Here is a 19,480-nt window from a genome sequence, read left to right as displayed (position 1 = left end):
TAGAAAAACAAGTGCAAAAAAAGGAATCTGTTACGGCTTAATATTAATTGGTGTTCCTATTTTTACGGACTGATACAATTCATCTATTTCTTTGTCAGTTACTGCGATGCAGCCTAATGTCCAGTCGGACCAGCGATGAAATTTTCCGATAAAGCCTCTTCCGTTTTTCAGTGCATGTATTTTAACGTCACCACCTGCCGGCTTACCAAGCTGTTTGGCCTTTTTAATATCATCTTTATTGGGATAAGAAATACCCAGGTTTTTGTGATACCCGCTGTTGGCGTTTTTTGCATTGATGAAGTATTGCCCTTCAGGTGTTTTTTTATCGCCTTCGAGTTCTTTATGTCCTACTGGCTGCCCTCCCAATGAAATTGTATAAGTCTTTACCAGCTGCCCGTTTGAGTAAGCCAATAGCTTTCTTTTGGCTTTATAAACCACGAGTTTATCAATTTGTATGTTAGGCGGAAGTTTATTTTCAGGATAAAAATAATAGAATACCAGTCCTAAAAATAGGAGGGATAGTATTAGCCCTATTGTTTTTCCTTTTATCATTGTATCTATTTTTTAATATTCATCATAGAATTTTGATCATTATATACTGATCTTATTTTTTTATGAATTCCAGAATTTTACCAAAACTTTCTAATGTTTCTGAGGGATTTACGATCAGTCCTGTTATCATCCTGGGAAGAATCCCTAAAATTTCAAGTCCTACCGCCATTATGGGTAAGATCAGATAGGCCCAGAAAGGATATTTGAATTGAGTGGTCAATCCCATAAAAATTGCTTTAAATGCTGTAATCATCCTGTCTTTATAATGCCAGAGAATTAAGAAGTCTAGTAATAAATAGTAAGAAAGACGCCAGTAAAACCCTGTCATTTTAACATAGGTGATATCAATAACCAGAATATTTAAAAGAATCGGGATGGCTATCAAGGCTCCTAAAATAGCAGTACGGTTATAAAGAAAAAGAAGTCCGGCAATGATTTGTGAGATCCCGACAAATGTTTTGAACGGTTCCTGGGCAAATAAATACCAGGAAAGCTTGAATAGTCCCAGATCCTTTACGGGGATGGCCATTTCTTCTGCTGAAATTCCAAACTGTCCTTCTGTCAATTTACTCCAGCCGTAGCCTAATAGGATCCAGGCAAGTAGAACTCTTGCGCAGAGAATAAAATAATCCCAAAGTTTTTGTTTTTTTTCTGTCATGGTTATTAATGGAGTTAATCTATGAAAATATCTATACTTTCCGAAATAATGACACCTTATTTTGTTATTTCAATAAACTCAGGGTGATTCCACAGATTTTGCAGCTGTGGGAAATTCTTAGCATCTCCTTTAAGTTCGGGCTCCAGACGGAACGTTGTTTTCAGCAGTTCCAAAGATTCATCTGTTTTTCCCTGCAGGTTTTTCATGATTCCCATCTGGTAAAAGCTCCATGAAAACTCCTGAATTTTATTTAAATTATCATAAACCCGGATAGCATCATCATATCTTCCGATTCCTTTTAAGTATAAGCCTTTGTTGTAGTGTAGCTGATATTTCGCTTCGTCATTGACTTTACTTTCAAGAATATCAAATTGCTTTAAAGCCTGTTCAACGGGTAACCTGTTGAATGTATCAATCATTAGCTGAATGGTAATATCCTCAGAATAATACTTTGGAAATAATTTTTCTACAGATTCTATCGCATGATCCGTCTGATTATTCCTTAAATAAAACTGGATAATATAAATTAAAGCATTGGGGTTTTCCGGATCTTGCTGTAAAACATCTTTAATATTGGCTATAAATTCAGATTCACTGATCTGATGTTCTCCCAATAATTCATATACTACATCAACTTTATTGTCCAGTATCTGCGGATGGGAAGGTTCAGTTTCCAGGGCCTTATTAACAAATTCCAAAGCCTTCAGATTGTCGTTTTTTAAGGAATATAATTTTCCCATATTGGCATAGGCTAAGGTTGCATTTTCATCCAGCTCAATAGCTTTTTCGAAAAGTTCCAAAGCATTGTCCAAATCTCCACGGTCCATCTGATAAGCCCCATAGGCAATATATCTGTCCACCTGATCCTGGCCTGTGTTTTCTTTGGTGTGATCAGGGTTGGGTTGAATTTTGATCTCAGTAATTTCCCCGGAATCAAGCTTATCCTGAAATTCATTCACCATCTGTGCATTCCTTTCCTGAAGTTTATTAACGATTTCATCTGCCTGGCTGGTATTCAGACCTTCCTTCAGAAGGATATCTTTTACTGTTTCGTACTGATGATGGTTCTGAAAATATACATTTTGGGCGTAGGTTATTATTTCATTCTGATACTCTTCACTTCTGAATTTAATATCATCTATTCCCGGATGGGTAGAGTGGGGCTGGTCTGTATTTCCCTCCTGAGAAATAAATTTCTTTACTTTCTCAAGAATAAAATTGACCTGTTCATCATTTAAACCTACTTTTTTCAATTCAGAAATGGCAACGTCCGGCTGTAGATTATGATCTTTCAATTTCCATAATGCCAATGCACAGATCTCGTTCTGAAATTGAACAGAATTAAATTTTGTGTTTTCAATTCCCTGCTTCTTACTTTTGAAAAAATCAAATAGTCCCATAGTCTTAGTTTTTTATTTTCTAAAGGATCAAATCTACGTGTAAAGCTCGTGTTGTGCAAATATTTAGAATGGAATGCTGTTTTGCTTTTGTGTAAAATAGCAGTTTATTATATGAAGAGACTTTGCGCAGCAAGTTTTTTATTTTGGTTTTTTGATAAGCAAAAAGTCCAAGGGCGTAACGGTAAATGGTGGTTTAAACTCAATCCAATATTGTCGGTCGTCCGCTTCACAATCATTCATAATGCGATAATCGGTAAAGTAGCCGGTTTTCATCCATGGAAGCTCTACCCATTCGTAGTGGGTAGGATGTTCCAGATGATGTTTCTCAATGTTTTCCAGCCAGGCAATGGCTTTGTCAATGTCTTTCTTTTGCTGCAATGTTTCGGGTATGCTTGCATTTTCGTTCCGCAACTGCTCTATCAGTTGAGACTGTTTTTCTTTCAGAAATTGTATTGTGAAGTTCATTATTTAATTTTTTTTCACAGAAAAAGACTGTTTCATTTCCGCAGGTTTCTGCCAGTTGCTAAATATCTGCCGGATCCACAGTGATTATTTTATGAATCTCAGAATTCACTCTTGTGATGATCCATTCTTTGTCATCGGGAGATAAATCGTTTAAAAGATTGGCATTGTTTTCATTAAAATCTGTGATTACATCTTCTAAAAATTCTTTTTTAATTTCAGAAACCCGGAGTTGGTTGTTCATATCCAGCTCACCTATTTTGGAAATTGCACTTTTTAATCGGTTTAGAGTAACATAGTTTCTCAGTTCCTCTACAATAAAAGATAAATCTTCTGTTTTAGAGGAAATATTAGGAATAAAAGACCACTTTTCGGCCTCATGAAATTTATCCTCTTCATCAAATTCCGGATTTTTCAATTTAACGACCGGTCTTGAAAAGAGACTATGATCTGTTTGGTTAAAAGGTTTTATCACAACGCCTTCAATTAAATTGTCGTGCAGCTCCGGAAGATTAAATTCTTTAGGAACGGTTGAGTTCATTCTGATGTTAAAATTCATCGCTTCATTGAATTTTCCAATGAATAACGGCTGTGCGTGAAATATTCCGAACTGCTTGAAATAGGTGACTGAGGTTTCATAATCCAGATAATATTTGGAACCAGAGCCATCGGTTTCAATTGCAATATCAAAAGCACAGAATTCAATGGCCGGGGTATAATATACTCCGGTTTGGATGGCATGCACATCTTTTACAGGACTGACTTCCGGGTGAGGATATTTACCGCCGAACAATTCACCATAAACAATATATTTCTCTGCGGTTATTTCTCTGCTTATATGTTCAAAAAGACGCAGGATGTTATCTTCCAGTTTGTTGACAACCAATTGAAAACCGAAAAAATCGTCGGCCCAGTTAAGGTATTCTTTTCTTTTGGCGAATTTTAAATGACCGTTTTCATAGATGAAACTGAAGTTAGCGCCGTGAACTTTTTCGGTCACCACCCACTTTAATTTTTCCATCTGGGAAAAATCATTCTCGTTCAACCCTAATTTTTTTAAGCTGTTGGGCATTTTTTCATACCCTGAAAATTCACTCATGATTTCATTTTTAATTAAATGGTATGGAGGTCCGGAGGTTTTCATAAAATGCTCTCGGAAATCAATACCTGTTATATGGGGTTTAGCTTTCTATCAATTGCTTGTCAAACCCTATTTTTGCATTACTGCCTTCCCAAATCACTTTAAATCCCATTGGAAGAGCTGTAAACTGGACGATTTCCGGTCTTAAAGTCATCAGCTGCCCTACAGTCATTTCTTCGAAAGACATGGTTTCTTCATTAAAGCTATCGCTCATAGCTACCCACCCGGAATCCGGGTAATCTCCTTTCCAGCGGAATAAATTGGCCTGTAGCCCTGTTTTTAGTAAAGGATCTACGGTAACGATCTCGTCAAAATCAGGAAAATTCGGTTCTACTTTTAGCTGATTACAAACGGAAAGCTGCTGCTCCAGTATATGAAGCGTGCGGCTAAGCCCTTCGCCAAATCCCTGCTGTTCCGGGATTACTTCAAGAATTTCGAAAAAGTCCTGATCTTCATGAAATAAAATACACCATGAGAAGCAGGTTATTTTTTCTCCGTTTTTAATATCCGGTTTTTCATCCTGAATAAATTCCACAAGATATTGCAGAATGGGTTTTAACTGCTCTAATGTAAGATTGTTTTTTGAAATTTTTAACTCTTTCTTAATAGAAGGTTTTAATCCTTTGGAATAATGATCATTACCCTCAGAATAAAATTCTACATCTCTGATTTTAAATGTTTTTTTTCTGCTGAAAAACCCCATGGATATTGTGTATTGGTTATTGTTATTTTTATTGCGGATTGGCTGTTGTCCTTATTTATTTTTTTAATATTTTTTTCAAAAAGAGGCCTACTTTGGATTCCGCTTTCTGTTCGTTGAAAAAAGGAAGGGGAATATTAATTTCACCTTCGTCTTTTGTCAGGGCTCTGATACCGTTATATAAACCCTCCTCAGCTTTTGAAACCGGAGGTACAGGAGCTAAGGGGTAAAACTGGTTGTGTGCATCCATTCCGACGGGGAAGTTGGTCCTTTCCAGCCAGGATGGTTCCAGCAAATCACTGATTGGCTCCTGGTGTATTTTATCATCCAGACTTTTTCTTGCTTTTTCTATAAAGTCTTCATCCCAGTTTGAGTTGATGCTCTCAAAATATTTTAAGCCTCTTGCAGGGATGTGCAGTAAAAAAATCTGAGTTTTGCCTTCAAGATGATACACATCAAGCACCTTGAAATAACTGTTGACATTGATACAGCAATGCCCAAACCTTTCATTATCCGGATTTACTTGATAGAGTTTTGCTGCTTTTGCAGAAGCTATTAAAAATCTTGTATTCAATTTCATTCCGCCGCCTCTACAGCTTACATCAAGATAATATCCGTTTCTGATAAGTTTACCCTTGGTGAATTTTTCGGCAATAGCTGGTTCTAAATCACAATCTTTATAATATAATGTAGCTCCGGGATAGGTCCAGTTGATAATTTCCTCCGAATTTTCAAAAATGCCGTTTTCTATTGCCTCCATATCTTTTATCCTGTTTTATTTATCTTTATATGCTTCTATTTTTTCTGATAATCTTTGGGCCAGATAGTCATTGCCTTCTTTTAAATGCTCATAGATCACTTTGGCTTCTTCCAGATATTTTTCTTTCTTCGCCTGTTTCCAGAAGTAGGGTGGGGCATATAGATTACAGATCCTGTCGGCCATTTTAACAGCCCAAACCTCTTTGGGCTGTGCTTTGATCCGGTTTAAGCTGTCTATCATCTGATGCTCCTTTTCAAGTTCTGTGTTTTTCGTTAAAGCAAGGACGCCTTCTTTCACCTGTGTGCCATATTCCTTTTCCAGATCTTCTGTGCTGAAGCTGGTATCTTCTATGGTATCGTGCAGAAATGCACATTTTACAGCAAGTTCTGTGTTAAAATCAGGGGTGTTTTTAGAAGCGTTCATGATTTCAAATACAACGCTGCCGATATGGTTGATGTATTCAATTTTTTCGTTTTTATGCTGCCCGCCGTAGGTTTGTCCGCTATGGAGAATGCTTACCTTCTGCCATATATCCTGTAAATCATCTATCGTAAAAGTATCGTTCATTTTTGTTTTATTTTTTATTTAATATTATTCATTAATCTGGGTTTTCAGCCAGCCTTCCAATTTTTTAAATTCCTCCGTTGAAATGTGATTTTTATAGTTAGAAATTTTACTTAATAAATCTTCATAGTCCTCTATTTCGTAATACAATTCTTTAGGATCATCTCCGTTTTCAATCATTTCATTATGCCGTGCTACCATGTCATGGGTTTCTTCAACATAAAAATCAGCTATGAGCTTTGGGGAAGAAGCATAACTGTCCAGTACATATTCCTCAAAATTATATTTCCAGCGGGCAAAATCTCTTGTAATTCTGAGCTCTAATGTTCCATTTTTAATTTCATACCGGTTGATGATAAAATCCCAGATTACATAAAATATGGAGTCTTCCAGATAGGGCGACATTTCACTGAGAAATTCATCAAAATCCTTTTCAAAGCCATACTTGGTGCCATCCTTTATGGATACGTATATCCCCGGATTCTCAAAATCAATTATTCTTTCCGCAGCATACATTGCATAATTTTTGATCTTTCCATCACTGGAATGCGTCACTTTTATGTTGGAAAAAATGATCTGCTCTTTATGATAAAGGCTTGGATCAACAGCATATTTTTCCGAAAAGATATTCTCTCTGTCTTTGCGGACCTTTAAGACGGCGCCGCAACTAATGACTTTCGGGGTAAGCTGATATACTTCGTGTAGTGTTCCCATTCTTGGATTATTAAAGTTTACTTATAAAACTGCCGTTCCATTTTATCTCAACCGAATTGAAATCTCTATTGACAGTGGTTTTTAATGATTGAAACAGCCAGATCTTCTTTGTTGAAAATATTTGAATACCAAAATCCTTTTCCCCAGGTTCCCTTTCCAAAAAATTCTTCAGGGTATTTTGAGCGTAAGAGTGATGAGGTGATGCTTTTTAATCTTGAAATTTTCTGAGTGATTGATTCTGTTGGAGAGAATGCCAGTATTTCAACTTTTGATTCATTGACGCTGAGCATTTTGATTTCAAGCCCGTCAATAATTCGGTCTCCGTTTTTCCAGCAAACCTTTTCAATATCAAGTTTTAACTGGGCCATCGATTTTTCATTGAGCAAAAGCCGTTCCTCCCGGGAACTTTTGTTGATATATCCGGCTGGCAGTTCATGGGATAAATTACAGTTTATATGATGATCCTGCAACACTGTGTAAGCATCCACAAGCTTTTGCCAGTTTCCATTTTTATCCCATACAGGATATTCCTGATACGTGGTCCAGATGATATGAAATAATTGTTTTTTGCCCATCATTGTTAGTAAATTTCCTTACCGGTATACTATTTTAGCTGTTTTAAAAACGTTGATCATATCTTTTTTCTTCTCTTCTGTAAAAGCGTCATCTCTGACTGACATAAAACAGGAGTGGAAAAAGTTTTCTCCCTGCATAAGGTACCAGACTTGTGATACTTTAGATTTGTATTCTTCATTCACAGCGTTTTGTATCGAATACATGATCCACGGTTCTTTGGCCTTTAAATCTTTCGCGATTACGTTCAATTCTGCATTTTTTGATTGGTCTTTTGCCCTTTTGTATGAATCATTCATTGCTTTGGTTAAATCGACATTTTTCATCCCTGCCATTGAAGTTAAACTGAGGTATTCGGAAGGCTTTTTTAGGGTGTCAAATGTATTCGCTACTAAAACGACATACTGATTGTTTTTATAGTTTTCATAGGTTATTTTCCATTTTTCTATGTCGGGAATTTTTACAAAAATACGTTCCTCCATCGGTTTTCTAAATCTGGAGGTTTGCAGGTGCTTCTCACTGTCTGCTGCTCCTGACTTTCCTGTTGTTTGTGCGGAGACAGAAAAACAGCTTAATAATGTGAACAATAAAATTACAGACTTCATTTTAATTTCTGGTTTTTAGTTAATCTATTTCGTGAAGGGTTCCCATTCATTCTCTGATCCCGGATTCTCTGAAATTATAAACAGGCGAAACTGTCCCAGTTGGGTCTGTTGATTATTTTACCTTCATGCTCTATCGGAAGTAAATGATCCAGATATTTTTGATCTGACATGGTGATTTCAACAACAGATTCAATGCTGTATTTTTCAATTTCTATTTCGTAAGCATCTTCCCATTCATCGGAACACATTTCCAGACCTCTGGATTCTAACGATTCCGAGACTATTGAATCGATATTTTCTTCGTTTTGTTCACTGATCATTTCAGTAGATTCAATATACTGGTGAACTACTTTTTCAAGATAATCATTATCACAGGATTGGGAGGTGCTTATCTCGGTCAGAAGAGTTCCTTTCGGAAATTCAAAAGTCTGGTGTGAACCCTGTAAACAGGCATCGTGGATAATCTGAATCATAAACACGGGTTCTGTGGGGATACTCCCATCGTTACTATGCACATTTTTGATTTTTAACGTACATTTTTTATCTTCCAATGATAATAACTGGACATTCCAAAGTGCTGACATATTTTTTTTTAAAATTAATTAGGTTAACATTTTCTGAAAAATACCTTTCGTCTGATACAAATCCCGTGTTTTATTTGATTAACCTTTTCTGCATAAACGGAAAGACTTCATTAAATTCCCAGTTTTCTATTGAAGCAGAATAATCTGTTCCTGCATAAATAGCAATATTATGATCTTTTTTACCAAAGACAGTCTGATTCCAGAACTCAAAATAATCAAAGTAAAAAACATGAGTGTGATCAGGATGATGTGGAACTTTGTTTCCCTCTGAAAATAACTGCACAGCCGGCGGAATAAGGGTCTTCATTCCTAAATCGTTCATCTCAATAGATTCATTATAGAATAAAAAATCTTTCAATTTATCTGGATCTGACAGCCGGTTATTGAAAGCTGGTTCATCAAAGTACAACCCAATTAAAGAATGAAACTCATCTTTTACCTCTTCTTCATAGGCTTCATTTTTAATCATATCGGCATAACTCAAAGTATCCGGATCTATATCAAATTCGTCCCAGTCAGTGATTTCGTATTTATCAAATTCATCCCAAACCTTCGCAGGATTGATATACCGAAATTCAAACCCATCAAAACAGTGATAGAATGATAATAATTCAGCATCAATTTCTTTATTAAACAAATGTTTGAATTGACTTTCTAACATTTGAACATTCTCTGCCGATCCCTGTGGAATATATAAGTGTGTGATGAATAGATTGGGGTTCTGGATGATGCTTTTTATTTTGTCGTAAATACGTTGTCCTAAATTTTCCAATCTGCTGCCTGGCAGTCCTTTACAGTTTTTTAGGTATTCTATCTGGCTTAATAAGTCGTTGTTATTCATGTTTTTATACTTGGTTATCTGTAATTTTTGCTAAAGTTGATCCGAATACTGTTTTCTCATCAGTTCAATGATGGGAACAAAGAGATCGATATCTTGTGTTGAGGCTCTCCAGGTGTAATCAATGTTTTTATTACGTAAACTGACACCGAATTTCCATTCAGAACCATCCAGAACGATGGCTTTTTCATTCCGGATGCTTTCAGGAAGCTTTATTTGTTCTAACCTCGACAATTCTTCTTTCAGTATTGCGGTATCTGTATCAGGAAGCATTTTTTCATCCGTGATGATTCTCAGTCTGTCCAGGTTGTAAATTCCAAGATTCCATTGGGTTAAGTTGTACGCTGTATCCCACTGCCTGAATGCCGAACGGATTGTTCCCTCTGAATTTTCAGTTAAAATTATTTTATATGGAAATCCAGCAAGGGATGGGATTCGAGAAAAATAAGCGATTATTTTTTCTCCGGGTTTTAAATCGAAGCTTTCTATTTCAGTTTCTGCCGCATTCATCAGGGCTTCCATGCTGTTTGAAATTCTTTCCATTTCTTTTATCTAATGCGTTCAGATGATATTGTTTTCAAGATCGTTTTAATATATTGCTTCAATGATCTTTCCTAATTTATCCGCGATATTACTCTTCGTCATACTGGCTATTTCCCATTTTTCGCCATCAAATTGTGAAATGGTAATAGAATGATCTTCGCCAAATTTAAACGTGTAATATAGAAATCCTTCTATTTTGTCGAGATTTACGGTCACTTCAACGTTGTATTCTGTATTGTTGAAATTTAAATTAATGATTTTATCAGGTTTCTTCATTTTTTTAATACTTTTTCTTATAGACTAACCGGGGATGTACGGTTTCAAGTTTTCCTTCCTTGATTAGCTCAGTAATTTCTTCTTCATCCCATTCGTACGGGTAGTCTAAACCTTTAGCAATACCAATCACATTCATTGTATTTAAAACGGTTGTGATCAGGTTTTCAAAAGCAGTTTCATGAGGATCGAATATATAATCTCTTATCGTGATGGTAATATATTCAATGGTCATATTATCTAATGACCGAAACTCAACGCCAATATCATAAGGGGGCAACCCTTCAAATTTTCCTTCAATTCCTCTGTAATTAAGCAGTCCTCCGGTCCTGTGATTTCTAAGCCTTTCAATGGCATTGTCTTTTTCTTCCTTTGATGCGGGATAAATGCTTTCAGACTCAAATATATAATCTTTACCATCATCAGTATCAATATCACAAAGAACAATTACATCAAAATCTCCTTCTTCAATTTCAAAATGATTCTTTGTAAAACTATTGTGTATACTGTCAAATACATCTTTCATGTCTGAAGGAGGGACGGCAATGATGATGACTTCACTTAAATGAGACATTTTTCCTGTTTTTAGGTTTTTTATTCTTTTTTATAGACTAACCGGGGGTGGACGGTTTCAAGTTTTCCTTCCTTCATCAGTTCAGTAACTTCCTGATCACTCCATTCGTACGGGTAGTCTAAACCTTTAGCAATACCAATCACATTCATTGTATTTAAAACGGTTGTAATCAGATTTTCAAAAGCAGTTTCATGAGAATCGAATACATAATTTCTTAAGCTGATGGAGATACATTCAATGGTCATATTATCTAATGACAGAAACTCAACGGCAAGATTGTAAGGAGCCAGTCCTTCAAATTTCTCATCGATTCCACTGTAATAAATCAGCCCTCCGGTTCTGTGATTTCTAAGCCTCTCAATGGCATTATCCTTTTCTTCCTTTGATTCGGGATTGATTCTTTCAGACTTAAATATATAATCCTCGCCATCATCAGTATCAATGTCGGAAAGAACAATTGCATCAAATTCTCCTGCATCAATTTCAAAATGATTCTTTGTAAAACTATTGTGCATACTGTCAAATACGTCTTTCATGTCTGAAGGAGGAACAACAATGATGATGACTTCACTTAAATGAGACATTTTTCTTGTTTTAAATATTGAGAATTTATAAATCCCGGTTTCAGAAATCTAAGACTTCAGAACGAATTTTAACGGATTTACTTTTATTGTATAAGATTAAAGCCGGGAGACTTTGTGCAGCTGAAATTAGTTGTTGCTCATGATTTACAGTTTTCGTGTTATTAGTTCTATAAGCTTAATCATTTTATGTAATTCATAAGCCGAAAGACAAATATACCGAAAACTATTAAAGAAAAATGAAAAATAGGGGATATTCTTTTGCTCTCCGAAATCTCCTGACTTCGGAGGTATATTCTTAAGTCGGAGGATGGTACAGTAAAACATAAAAAAACTGCTCCGTTTCCGGGGCAGTTATCTCAAAAATTTATTTTTCAGCCATTATTTTATCTTTTTCTTTTTGGAATTCATCTTCAGATAAAACGCCTGAGTCTTTTAATTCCTTGATTTTTTTTAACCGGTCGTATTTTGTTTCCGTATTTAGATTTTGAATTTTTTCTTTGGGCAAAAATTCTTCCGGAACGATTAATTCTCCTGATTTTATTGCATTTTCAAGATCTATTTCATAATTGATAAGGCCGCTTCCGATTTTAGCATAATAAACAAAACCATTCCGTTTGTTTCCTCTCTGCATGATTTTCTTTACTTTAAAGATCAGTCCTGAATTACTTCTTCTGAAAGAATTCGCCTGATTGGCCAGCCCCTGATATCCTGTAGTTGAAGAATAGTTGAATAGCGAAGAAGCATTGGTCCGGATAAATTTAAAATCCCCGTCATTCATGGAACCCGTCCCGATTTTTAGATCTAAACCTTCATATACTTTAAAGCCTGTTGAGGTAGTGAGCGTATCATTTTCAAATTGAGGTGCATTTTGAGAATAGGAGAATCCAAAAATCAGAAGGGTAAAAATTAATAGTTGTCTTTTCATTGTTTATTTTGATTGTTAAAAATTGAAAATCAAAAGTAAAATAAAGAAAAAGGCCTGCCTTACGGGAATCCTTAGCTGTGAGCGGGAATTATTGGCGCAAAGTTAGGAGACTTTGCGTAGCATGGGGACTATTTTTGCGTAATTCTATTGGCTGTCTTTTGTTTCATCTTCCAATGGTTGTGTGTCTCCAGACTGCTATTACATTGGTGTCTGCATGATGTTCATTGGGGTTGTTTTCTAAAAGTTGTTTTTTTATATCATATGCTTTTTCAAACTGGTCAATAAGGCCTTTGTCGTTCAGGTCTTTCGGCAGGAATGTTTCGTCAAAAAATCCACCGCAATTCGTTAAGGCACTAATATTGAAATCCTGGTCAAGCAGATCATATCCTATAAATTCAAATCCGTCGATATTTATTTTGTTGCATTCTCGGTCCGGTTCTAAAATAACTACCAGAAGATTAAATTTTTCTTTTTTGTTTAATCGTTTCAATACAAAATCAAGTGTGGTAAAAAAGCCGGTTTGATATTGTCCAATCACGTGGATGTAATTCCAGTCATCAGCATTGTCGAAGTCCGGCTCAACTAAAATTTCATTGAGCATTCCATCAAGTGAAACAAGTTCTGCCAGATGGGTCAATTTAGACCATTCAATATACTTGTTCCAGGAAATTCCGTCTTCAGAATAATTTTGATCATATGTTCCTCTTGCGGTATATAAAAATGTCATTGGTTTCTTCTGTTATGTTGCTGTGTATATTGGTTGGTATGCAAAATTGATACAATATTATTCGCATTTTTTTATTTACCTATTTTTTCAACAAGTTTGCAAAGTTCAGCATATTCTTCTCCGTTATAATGGTCTGGACTGTTTCTTGTTACCAAATGATATTTTCCATCAATTAATGCTTCAAAAATCCATTCTGAACCATCTGTTATTTTATTTGAACCATGAGTTGGAATATTCCAAAAATTAATTTTATCCATTTTTGTTATTATTTTATTCCATTCTTTCTGACTTATTTCTTTTGTTTTATGACTGGTCCTTGTTCCAGGTTCGTAACCACCTAATCCATTTGTTTTATTATAAGTTAAAATGAATTTTAATCCGACTTGTTCTATTCGATAAGAATAAGGATTTGACCAGGTTCCTAAATGCGTAAATCTTATTATGTTTAAATTTTTGTCTTTTTTGTGGGATAAGACAGGTTCTTTTAAAGTATATAAATGCCTAGAATACCACTTGTTTGTAAATTCTCTTAACGAATCATTTGGGCCGGTATTTATGGAGTCAATTTTATACTTTTTGCTGTCGAAAGAGGGAAAGTATAATTCTCCTTTATCTGTATTTTTATATTGATGTTCTGCTGAAATTGTAGTACAGCTTACCACAATAATTATAAGTAATAAGAAGTAGAGTAGTTTCTTCATAAACTTCAATTTGATACAGATTTTTATAGAATTAGTATAAAAATATTGACAGCTAAAGGAAATAGATTGTTCTTAACCTAAAATGTTATCTGCGGATATATTTAAAAATCCTGGAAATACAGCAATATCAACAGTTCCTCAGGTTTATTTTTAGAATGTGCATATTGAGGAAAGCTTAAATTTTTCATGATTATTTCTTCAATTTCTTCATCTCTGGTTCCTACTTTTTTTATGGGGACAATATGGTCAATTTTCATCTTATCATTTAAAATGACTTTATAAAACCCGATTTTGTCGGAAGGATCTCCTATTTTTAGTTTTGTAAAATCTGATTCCAGCTTATTTGTTTTATGATTCAGTCTTAAGGTCTTATCGTAGAGATTGACAAACTTTAACGTGGAAAACTGTTCCTTATATTTTTCAATGCCTGAGAATAAATTTGAATATGAATTAATTATCTCTGATTCATCACTTAAGGGATTTTGTTCTGAAGATAAATAAATTACCCGGCTGCACATGCTCGCCCAATACTCATTATTCTGGTTTTTCTTGAGGATTACGAGGTATTTTTCTCCTTTTTCAACATATAAATCGCAGCCTCCGAAAAGTAATGGTTCATCATCTGTCACATTAGCTTTTCCATAAATGTTTAAAACATCAAATTCATTTCCTTTATAAATTTTTTCAAAAGCTAAATCTGCTTTATAAGTACTTCGCTGAAAGTCTTTGGCAAGCTCTACCGTTTTATTGTTATAAGTTTTTTTAATAGAAACAATACCTACGAAATCGGCTTCCATATATTCCTGAGCAATGTTTTCAAAAATACATGAACATGCCCATGTTTTTATACTGCAAAAGATTAAAATAAATAATAATATGCTGTTTTTCATACACTGTTGTTATCGTTATCCTATCAGTTCAACCGGTTTTAAGGTAATTCTATCTGAATCCACGGTGTCTGTTTTTGTAATGATAAATGTGATTTCTTTTTTATTTTTGGTGTAAATATCTATATTGTTTAATCCGGTTTCCAGGTTGATCTGGGGTGAGTGTTCATAGAGTTTCTTTTCATCTTCATCACGGAGCTGAAGCCTTTTTTCCAGGATTGAGTCCGGAGTGAAGGTTATTTCTTTGCCCTGTTTGGTCATTATTTCCTTTAGAAATTCAAAATTATCAACGTCCTCATCAGTTAATGTATCGCTTTCGCCCCAGGCCCGGCACATTCTTGTAAACCTCCCGTGAGGAACCAGAAGAACTTTATCATCTTCATCCACATTCAAGTAATTATAGGATTCCTTGTATTTCCATTGATCGGAATCTATTTCTGCTTTATTAAAAACAAAACTCAGGTTTTTAACAGTTTCCTGTGTTGTGATGATATGAACAATGCCTTTCATCATTAATTCGGATAGCCCTTCCGGATAGGCATAATCAAATTCCTTATCGGAATAGTATTCCTTGCATTTTGTCATATTGGCGATGATTAATACACCTTCAGTGTTAAAATTTTTTATTTTCATGGACTGTCTTTTGTTTTTGTAAGATGGGGTTGGCTTTAGCTGTAAATCGGTAAAATCAAAGTTAGCTGATGTAGTTTTTTAGTAGGGCTTCCTCATCCATTTTCATTTCAGTGAGTTTTTTTATCTGATAAGCTTTTTCTGTTTTGTTGACAGATCCTGCCAGATCAATGATATTGCCGCTTTCATTTTCGTTTTTCCATGGAAATAAGGTGGTGTAAATGTCTGCAAACGATTCTTCCGGGTCCGGTTCAATATCATCAAGTTTTCTTTCAAGTAAGGCGAAAAAAACATCTAAAGCATATTCAAGATTTTCTTCATCGGGAATCATTTTTATTTCATGGTAGAGTTCCTTAAAAGCGATCCCTAAGTTTTTCAATCCTTGATAAGCGAAATGAACGGTTCCTGTTGCTGTGGAATCAACTTCCCAGTTCCTGTCAAAAAGAATTTTCCTGAAATAGGGTTTTCCCTGTTCTCCGCAAAGCGAAAAACCAAGTACAATCCCTGCATTACAGTCTGTGGATGCGAATTGATTTCCTAACTCAAAGAGCTTATCAAGTATGACATGAGGATCTTCCAGTCTGCTCACCAATGCCGGAACAAATTCAGGGAATAAATTTTTTCCATAACATTTTTCAATTTCTGTTTCAATCTCTTTTTGATATTCGGTACAGTCAAAATTTAATAGTCCCAGAACGGCAGATCTTGAAATATAATAATCGGTTTCTTCGCTGTTTCCAAAAAGATAGTCAGCTAAAATAGGTTTTATCTGTTCATATTTTAAATGGCCCAAAACTTCTAAAATTTCCGGGTCTACATTTTCAACCAGTTTATTTTGGTGGATAGATATATTGAAAATCTGTTCTGCAGTAGAATGGGTTCCCAATGCTTTAAAAACAGGCAGTAAATAAGTGTAATCAAAATCAAAAGGATGGTTTAGATACTGATTTAAAATTTCATTTACATCACTTTTGCCACCACATTTTACAATAGAATTTACCAATGAACATATAATAGCGGATTCTCTTTCTGAAGAGGGAAGTTTTAAATATTCAATGAGTTCGCGGGTTGTTTTCAGCATGTTATTAGCAGTTTTTTATAAGTTATTTAGTTTTTTCATTTCAAAATAACAATCTTCACATACTAATTTTATTTTTGCAAACTTTTCTGACTCTTCATCCCATCCATCATATTTAATTCTTATTTTTTCGCAGTCGTTACACCAGGCTTGGAAATCTTCCTCATCATCCAATTCCATCCCTTTATAAGTATCAAATGCTTCTTCAAATCCAACAGGAGTTTCCAAATTCAAATGTTGACAAACATAAGCCGGTCTTTTAAAACCATGGTTTCCACAATCCATTTTCTTCTGTTTTAGCATTTTAATCTCTGGATTGTTGTCAGCTTCAATTATTTCTGTTAAAAGCAAATAAAAATTAAGTTTTTCTGTTGATGCAATATAAACACCAATTCCTCTTAAAATTTTAAAACTTATTGCGATAAATTCATCACTATCAAATTTATCGCTTGAAAACGTTCCTTCATATAACTTTTTGAAAGAATTTTCTTGTCCAAAATCTTTGATTTTCAGTGTTTCTGATTTGTTATTTTCAGTTAAGTAATTGTTAAACCAGCTCCACATCCAGGTTTCAGATGTTAAAGAATAAGTTCCTATTGGAATATATTTAAAGAAAATTTCGTCATGATCATTGTTATACAATCTTAAAATTTGAGAGTCACTATCATAGAACCAATTCGTAAAAGAATTTATATTGTATTTATTTATAAATTCCTCTTGAATAGGAATGAGTTCGTTTAATTCAGATTGAGCAAATTCGTTGTAATCAAGCATTGTCATAAAATTACATTTATAGTTGACGGTTTTATTCTGCAGTTCTAATTTTTTGATCCTTTTCTATGATAAATTGGCTTAATAGAATTGCTATTGCCATTTAATTCACGCTCGTTATTTTTTAACGAAGATTTAATCCTTTTAATTTTGTTGTTAACTAATTGTTCTTTGAAAGTTTCATTTTCAATTCTTATTTTTTCTTTATATTTTTTTGTTCTGAATTATTTTTTTCAATACTTAGTTTTTGTTGTTTTTTTATTTTATTTTTTTGTTCTGTACTTAATTCTTCCTTTTTTGAGAAATTCGCCTCTATTAATTTTTGCAGATCATTTTGAAAGTTATCAAGTTTTCAAAACTTTGATATTTTTAAAAATAACCAACCGCCAATAAATGAATCAATTGTAAATTCAAACTTGTCATTTAATTCTAATTCATTCATTTTTTCAGAATGAAGTTTAAGGTGTTTAGATATTTTTTTTTGAATTTGCTTGCCACAAAATGGACATTTTAATATGATTTTCACTTACTGTTAGTTTTTGGAATTACAGCTAACTAAAAAAAACAATAGCGGATGAATAAGTGGTGTAATTTAGCCCTTTGTTTTATCCGTGTTTATTAAGTTTCTTTGAACGCAATTTTTTATTACTTCAGGAAGCCCGGCTTTGTTTTTTACCTTTTCATAATATTTTTTAGACTTTTTCATCAGCTTTTCATCAGAAGTTTTTATTGCGATCTGCTTCAGGCATAATGCATAACATCCATTAAAAGTATCTTCTTTTTTAAAATTGGATTCCACCTTTTCAAAATACGGAATGGCTTCTTCATATTTTTCCCGTTCCTGATTAAACAGACAGTTTATTTTTCTTATGATTAATTCATTATTTTTTATTTCAAAGAATGCCACATATCCTCTCCAGCAAGCACTAAACCCTCCTGTATTTTCCGGTTTTCGCTCAGGGAATTCGTTAAAATAATACTCTAAAATTTCATTATTCAGATAGTATTCTTTGTCCTTATAAAGTAATGCATCCCGAATTTGTTGTGTCATGACTATTGGTATATTATTTTAGTTGCTGCTTATCGTGTTATTCCAAAACGTCAGGAGATTTTACGGAACTGCATTGTTGAGTTTAGCAATACAGCTGATCATCCTTTTGATGTAAAATTTGTGTCGGATTTTTCAAATACCAATCAACAATTCTCTCTGTAATTCTGTCGTAAATGTCGTCCTCTGTGTAAGGCTTATTTTCAAAAGATAACCTATCTAAGTCGTCATTTATTTCATCTGTTATTTCTTTTTCAAAAAGATTTTTACCTGTTAATTCGCTCCTTAAAAAGTCAATGAGCAGACCGTGGCAGTTTTTATTGAAGTTTCCATTTCCATTTCTCTGGGCTTCGTCTCTTAACTTTTCAATTGCTCTCAATAATTCACCCTGTACAGTGTCTGCCTGCCCGGATTTTGGAACCAGTTTTTTCCAGATTATTTTCGCGGTTTCAAAATAATTTTTGTTATTAACAACATGGTGTATATGTTCTATGTCAATTGAAGTGTCAATTTTTATTTCTTCCTCCTGAACGGTGTCTTCTACAGGTAATGAAATATTTCCCGGGTCGTAGTGGATGGTTTTTAAAAAATCGGTAAACCTCTCTTTATTCCAGGACATTCCCATATTAATAACTCTGTCCGTAATCTTCGCACCTTTAGAAACCAGATAATCTGCACTTGGAATTGGATCGGAAAAAGTATTGGTAAATATTCTTGACAGCGGTGTCAAACCAAATCTATCTTCCTGTTCCAGGCCAGCACCTGCTTCAACCAATAGTTTGATACTTTCCAGACGCCTTTGTCCGCAAGCTTCTAAAAGGGCAGTTTCTGTTATGCTTCCCTGCACTTTTTGGTCAATGTTCTGGGTCTGTTGAATGATTATCTTTAATATTTCTATTCTTTCTAAGTAAGCCGCAATGATCAAAGGGGTCTCACCAATATCGTTGGTTGCATCAACTCCGATTTCATTCAATATTGAAATAGCTTTTTCGGGATTGAATTTTTTGCCATCATAACCAAGATGGTTTTTAAAGGTGTCAAGTTTATTTTTTGCCATAATTTTCTGTTGATGTAAGGTCTTAATATTTTAAATAAATTTAAAACATTAAGACCATTTAAGTGCTAAGAATAATTAAGGAAAAAATCAAAGATTTTTTTATAAGCATATCGTCTTAAGGTAACTCTTGA

General features: G+C 34.3%; 26 protein-coding genes. All 26 read right to left on the bottom strand.

All coding sequences use genetic code 11. The features are described from left to right. Positions 1–30: 30 nt before the first annotated feature. Positions 31–552, bottom strand: a complete 522-nt coding sequence (locus tag J2Y40_RS13900; RefSeq protein ID WP_153395683.1) for a murein L,D-transpeptidase family protein — start codon at positions 550–552, stop codon at positions 31–33. 52 nt (positions 553–604) lie between these two features. Continuing rightward, a complete protein-coding gene (locus J2Y40_RS13895) occupies positions 605–1,210 on the bottom strand; it encodes a DoxX family membrane protein (protein ID WP_153395681.1) in 606 nt (201 codons plus the stop codon). A 56-nt stretch (positions 1,211–1,266) separates the two neighbouring features. Further along, a complete protein-coding gene (locus J2Y40_RS13890) occupies positions 1,267–2,610 on the bottom strand; it encodes a TPR end-of-group domain-containing protein (protein WP_309999535.1) in 1,344 nt (447 codons plus the stop codon). Between the two features lie 138 nt (positions 2,611–2,748). Next, entirely contained in the window at positions 2,749–3,075 is a 327-nt protein-coding gene (locus J2Y40_RS13885) for a hypothetical protein (protein WP_309999533.1), read from the bottom strand. Positions 3,076–3,133: 58 nt separating this feature from the next. Beyond that, positions 3,134–4,171: an RNA ligase family protein gene (locus tag J2Y40_RS13880; RefSeq protein ID WP_309999531.1), complete on the bottom strand. Its 1,038-nt coding sequence runs from the start codon at positions 4,169–4,171 to the stop codon at positions 3,134–3,136. An 82-nt stretch (positions 4,172–4,253) separates the two neighbouring features. Then, positions 4,254–4,916, bottom strand: a complete 663-nt coding sequence (locus J2Y40_RS13875) for a hypothetical protein (RefSeq protein ID WP_153395677.1) — start codon at positions 4,914–4,916, stop codon at positions 4,254–4,256. 55 nt (positions 4,917–4,971) lie between these two features. Next, a complete protein-coding gene (locus J2Y40_RS13870; RefSeq protein ID WP_153395675.1) occupies positions 4,972–5,673 on the bottom strand; it encodes a hypothetical protein in 702 nt (233 codons plus the stop codon). Positions 5,674–5,688: 15 nt separating this feature from the next. Then, positions 5,689–6,240: an HD domain-containing protein gene (locus J2Y40_RS13865; protein ID WP_153395673.1), complete on the bottom strand. Its 552-nt coding sequence runs from the start codon at positions 6,238–6,240 to the stop codon at positions 5,689–5,691. Between the two features lie 24 nt (positions 6,241–6,264). Further along, positions 6,265–6,951, bottom strand: a complete 687-nt coding sequence (locus J2Y40_RS13860; protein WP_153395671.1) for a hypothetical protein — start codon at positions 6,949–6,951, stop codon at positions 6,265–6,267. A 65-nt stretch (positions 6,952–7,016) separates the two neighbouring features. Then, positions 7,017–7,529, bottom strand: coding sequence for a hypothetical protein (locus J2Y40_RS13855; protein ID WP_309999526.1), 513 nt, complete (start codon positions 7,527–7,529; stop codon positions 7,017–7,019). A gap of 15 nt (positions 7,530–7,544) precedes the next feature. Then, entirely contained in the window at positions 7,545–8,129 is a 585-nt protein-coding gene (locus J2Y40_RS13850) for a hypothetical protein (RefSeq protein WP_309999525.1), read from the bottom strand. A 74-nt stretch (positions 8,130–8,203) separates the two neighbouring features. Then, positions 8,204–8,713, bottom strand: a complete 510-nt coding sequence (locus tag J2Y40_RS13845; RefSeq protein WP_153395665.1) for a hypothetical protein — start codon at positions 8,711–8,713, stop codon at positions 8,204–8,206. Positions 8,714–8,783: 70 nt separating this feature from the next. Next, a complete protein-coding gene (locus tag J2Y40_RS13840; protein ID WP_309999522.1) occupies positions 8,784–9,554 on the bottom strand; it encodes a hypothetical protein in 771 nt (256 codons plus the stop codon). Between the two features lie 30 nt (positions 9,555–9,584). Next, positions 9,585–10,094, bottom strand: coding sequence for a hypothetical protein (locus J2Y40_RS13835; RefSeq protein ID WP_153395661.1), 510 nt, complete (start codon positions 10,092–10,094; stop codon positions 9,585–9,587). A gap of 45 nt (positions 10,095–10,139) precedes the next feature. Then, positions 10,140–10,370, bottom strand: a complete 231-nt coding sequence (locus J2Y40_RS13830) for a hypothetical protein (RefSeq protein ID WP_153395659.1) — start codon at positions 10,368–10,370, stop codon at positions 10,140–10,142. 4 nt (positions 10,371–10,374) lie between these two features. After that, the gene (locus J2Y40_RS13825) at positions 10,375–10,941 is read right to left on the bottom strand and encodes a hypothetical protein (protein ID WP_153395658.1); all 567 of its coding nucleotides are present in this window, start codon (positions 10,939–10,941) and stop codon (positions 10,375–10,377) included. Positions 10,942–10,961: 20 nt separating this feature from the next. Beyond that, the gene (locus tag J2Y40_RS13820; RefSeq protein WP_309999519.1) at positions 10,962–11,525 is read right to left on the bottom strand and encodes a hypothetical protein; all 564 of its coding nucleotides are present in this window, start codon (positions 11,523–11,525) and stop codon (positions 10,962–10,964) included. Between the two features lie 364 nt (positions 11,526–11,889). Continuing rightward, positions 11,890–12,450, bottom strand: a complete 561-nt coding sequence (locus J2Y40_RS13815; protein WP_153395654.1) for an SHOCT domain-containing protein — start codon at positions 12,448–12,450, stop codon at positions 11,890–11,892. 163 nt (positions 12,451–12,613) lie between these two features. Continuing rightward, a complete protein-coding gene (locus J2Y40_RS13810) occupies positions 12,614–13,177 on the bottom strand; it encodes a hypothetical protein (RefSeq protein WP_153395652.1) in 564 nt (187 codons plus the stop codon). A 71-nt stretch (positions 13,178–13,248) separates the two neighbouring features. Beyond that, on the bottom strand, positions 13,249–13,878 hold the full coding sequence (locus J2Y40_RS13805) for a hypothetical protein (protein ID WP_153395650.1): 630 nt from the start codon (positions 13,876–13,878) through the stop codon (positions 13,249–13,251). 101 nt (positions 13,879–13,979) lie between these two features. Next, the gene (locus J2Y40_RS13800; RefSeq protein ID WP_309999516.1) at positions 13,980–14,768 is read right to left on the bottom strand and encodes a hypothetical protein; all 789 of its coding nucleotides are present in this window, start codon (positions 14,766–14,768) and stop codon (positions 13,980–13,982) included. Between the two features lie 15 nt (positions 14,769–14,783). Then, positions 14,784–15,398, bottom strand: a complete 615-nt coding sequence (locus J2Y40_RS13795; RefSeq protein ID WP_309999514.1) for a hypothetical protein — start codon at positions 15,396–15,398, stop codon at positions 14,784–14,786. A 61-nt stretch (positions 15,399–15,459) separates the two neighbouring features. Further along, positions 15,460–16,476 (bottom strand): hypothetical protein, encoded by a 1,017-nt coding sequence (locus J2Y40_RS13790; protein ID WP_153395645.1) that lies wholly within the window; start codon positions 16,474–16,476, stop codon positions 15,460–15,462. Positions 16,477–16,491: 15 nt separating this feature from the next. After that, positions 16,492–17,253 carry a DUF6882 domain-containing protein gene (locus J2Y40_RS13785; RefSeq protein ID WP_231128678.1) on the bottom strand — a complete coding sequence of 254 codons (762 nt, stop codon included), beginning with the start codon at positions 17,251–17,253 and terminating at the stop codon, positions 16,492–16,494. A 583-nt stretch (positions 17,254–17,836) separates the two neighbouring features. Then, on the bottom strand, positions 17,837–18,295 hold the full coding sequence (locus J2Y40_RS13780) for a hypothetical protein (protein WP_309999509.1): 459 nt from the start codon (positions 18,293–18,295) through the stop codon (positions 17,837–17,839). Between the two features lie 82 nt (positions 18,296–18,377). Continuing rightward, complete coding sequence (locus tag J2Y40_RS13775) at positions 18,378–19,349, bottom strand: ankyrin repeat domain-containing protein (RefSeq protein WP_153395641.1); 972 nt, start codon at positions 19,347–19,349, stop codon at positions 18,378–18,380. Positions 19,350–19,480 lie beyond the last annotated feature (131 nt).

The sequence above is a fragment of the Chryseobacterium sp. 2987 genome (assembly GCF_031456375.1).
Taxonomy (GTDB): domain Bacteria; phylum Bacteroidota; class Bacteroidia; order Flavobacteriales; family Weeksellaceae; genus Chryseobacterium; species Chryseobacterium vaccae.
This window is presented reverse-complemented; position numbering and strand designations above follow the sequence as displayed.

Bases quoted from the DNA above. Each gene is read 5' to 3' on its own strand.
- J2Y40_RS13895 (WP_153395681.1), bottom strand. From the start codon at position 1,210: ATGACAGAAAAAAAACAAAAACTTTGGGATTATTTTATTCTCTGCGCA.
- J2Y40_RS13855 (WP_309999526.1), bottom strand. From the start codon at position 7,529: ATGATGGGCAAAAAACAATTATTTCATATCATCTGGACCACGTATCAG.
- J2Y40_RS13795 (WP_309999514.1), bottom strand. From the start codon at position 15,398: ATGAAAATAAAAAATTTTAACACTGAAGGTGTATTAATCATCGCCAAT.
- J2Y40_RS13860 (WP_153395671.1), bottom strand. From the start codon at position 6,951: ATGGGAACACTACACGAAGTATATCAGCTTACCCCGAAAGTCATTAGT.
- J2Y40_RS13785 (WP_231128678.1), bottom strand. From the start codon at position 17,253: ATGACAATGCTTGATTACAACGAATTTGCTCAATCTGAATTAAACGAA.
- J2Y40_RS13815 (WP_153395654.1), bottom strand. From the start codon at position 12,450: ATGAAAAGACAACTATTAATTTTTACCCTTCTGATTTTTGGATTCTCC.
- J2Y40_RS13820 (WP_309999519.1), bottom strand. From the start codon at position 11,525: ATGTCTCATTTAAGTGAAGTCATCATCATTGTTGTTCCTCCTTCAGAC.
- J2Y40_RS13810 (WP_153395652.1), bottom strand. From the start codon at position 13,177: ATGACATTTTTATATACCGCAAGAGGAACATATGATCAAAATTATTCT.
- J2Y40_RS13775 (WP_153395641.1), bottom strand. From the start codon at position 19,349: ATGGCAAAAAATAAACTTGACACCTTTAAAAACCATCTTGGTTATGAT.
- J2Y40_RS13875 (WP_153395677.1), bottom strand. From the start codon at position 4,916: ATGGGGTTTTTCAGCAGAAAAAAAACATTTAAAATCAGAGATGTAGAA.
- J2Y40_RS13790 (WP_153395645.1), bottom strand. From the start codon at position 16,476: ATGCTGAAAACAACCCGCGAACTCATTGAATATTTAAAACTTCCCTCT.
- J2Y40_RS13800 (WP_309999516.1), bottom strand. From the start codon at position 14,768: ATGAAAAACAGCATATTATTATTTATTTTAATCTTTTGCAGTATAAAA.
- J2Y40_RS13840 (WP_309999522.1), bottom strand. From the start codon at position 9,554: ATGAATAACAACGACTTATTAAGCCAGATAGAATACCTAAAAAACTGT.
- J2Y40_RS13835 (WP_153395661.1), bottom strand. From the start codon at position 10,094: ATGGAAAGAATTTCAAACAGCATGGAAGCCCTGATGAATGCGGCAGAA.
- J2Y40_RS13825 (WP_153395658.1), bottom strand. From the start codon at position 10,941: ATGTCTCATTTAAGTGAAGTCATCATCATTGCCGTCCCTCCTTCAGAC.
- J2Y40_RS13900 (WP_153395683.1), bottom strand. From the start codon at position 552: ATGATAAAAGGAAAAACAATAGGGCTAATACTATCCCTCCTATTTTTA.
- J2Y40_RS13845 (WP_153395665.1), bottom strand. From the start codon at position 8,713: ATGTCAGCACTTTGGAATGTCCAGTTATTATCATTGGAAGATAAAAAA.
- J2Y40_RS13780 (WP_309999509.1), bottom strand. From the start codon at position 18,295: ATGACACAACAAATTCGGGATGCATTACTTTATAAGGACAAAGAATAC.
- J2Y40_RS13885 (WP_309999533.1), bottom strand. From the start codon at position 3,075: ATGAACTTCACAATACAATTTCTGAAAGAAAAACAGTCTCAACTGATA.
- J2Y40_RS13865 (WP_153395673.1), bottom strand. From the start codon at position 6,240: ATGAACGATACTTTTACGATAGATGATTTACAGGATATATGGCAGAAG.
- J2Y40_RS13805 (WP_153395650.1), bottom strand. From the start codon at position 13,878: ATGAAGAAACTACTCTACTTCTTATTACTTATAATTATTGTGGTAAGC.
- J2Y40_RS13830 (WP_153395659.1), bottom strand. From the start codon at position 10,370: ATGAAGAAACCTGATAAAATCATTAATTTAAATTTCAACAATACAGAA.
- J2Y40_RS13890 (WP_309999535.1), bottom strand. From the start codon at position 2,610: ATGGGACTATTTGATTTTTTCAAAAGTAAGAAGCAGGGAATTGAAAAC.
- J2Y40_RS13850 (WP_309999525.1), bottom strand. From the start codon at position 8,129: ATGAAGTCTGTAATTTTATTGTTCACATTATTAAGCTGTTTTTCTGTC.
- J2Y40_RS13870 (WP_153395675.1), bottom strand. From the start codon at position 5,673: ATGGAGGCAATAGAAAACGGCATTTTTGAAAATTCGGAGGAAATTATC.
- J2Y40_RS13880 (WP_309999531.1), bottom strand. From the start codon at position 4,171: ATGAGTGAATTTTCAGGGTATGAAAAAATGCCCAACAGCTTAAAAAAA.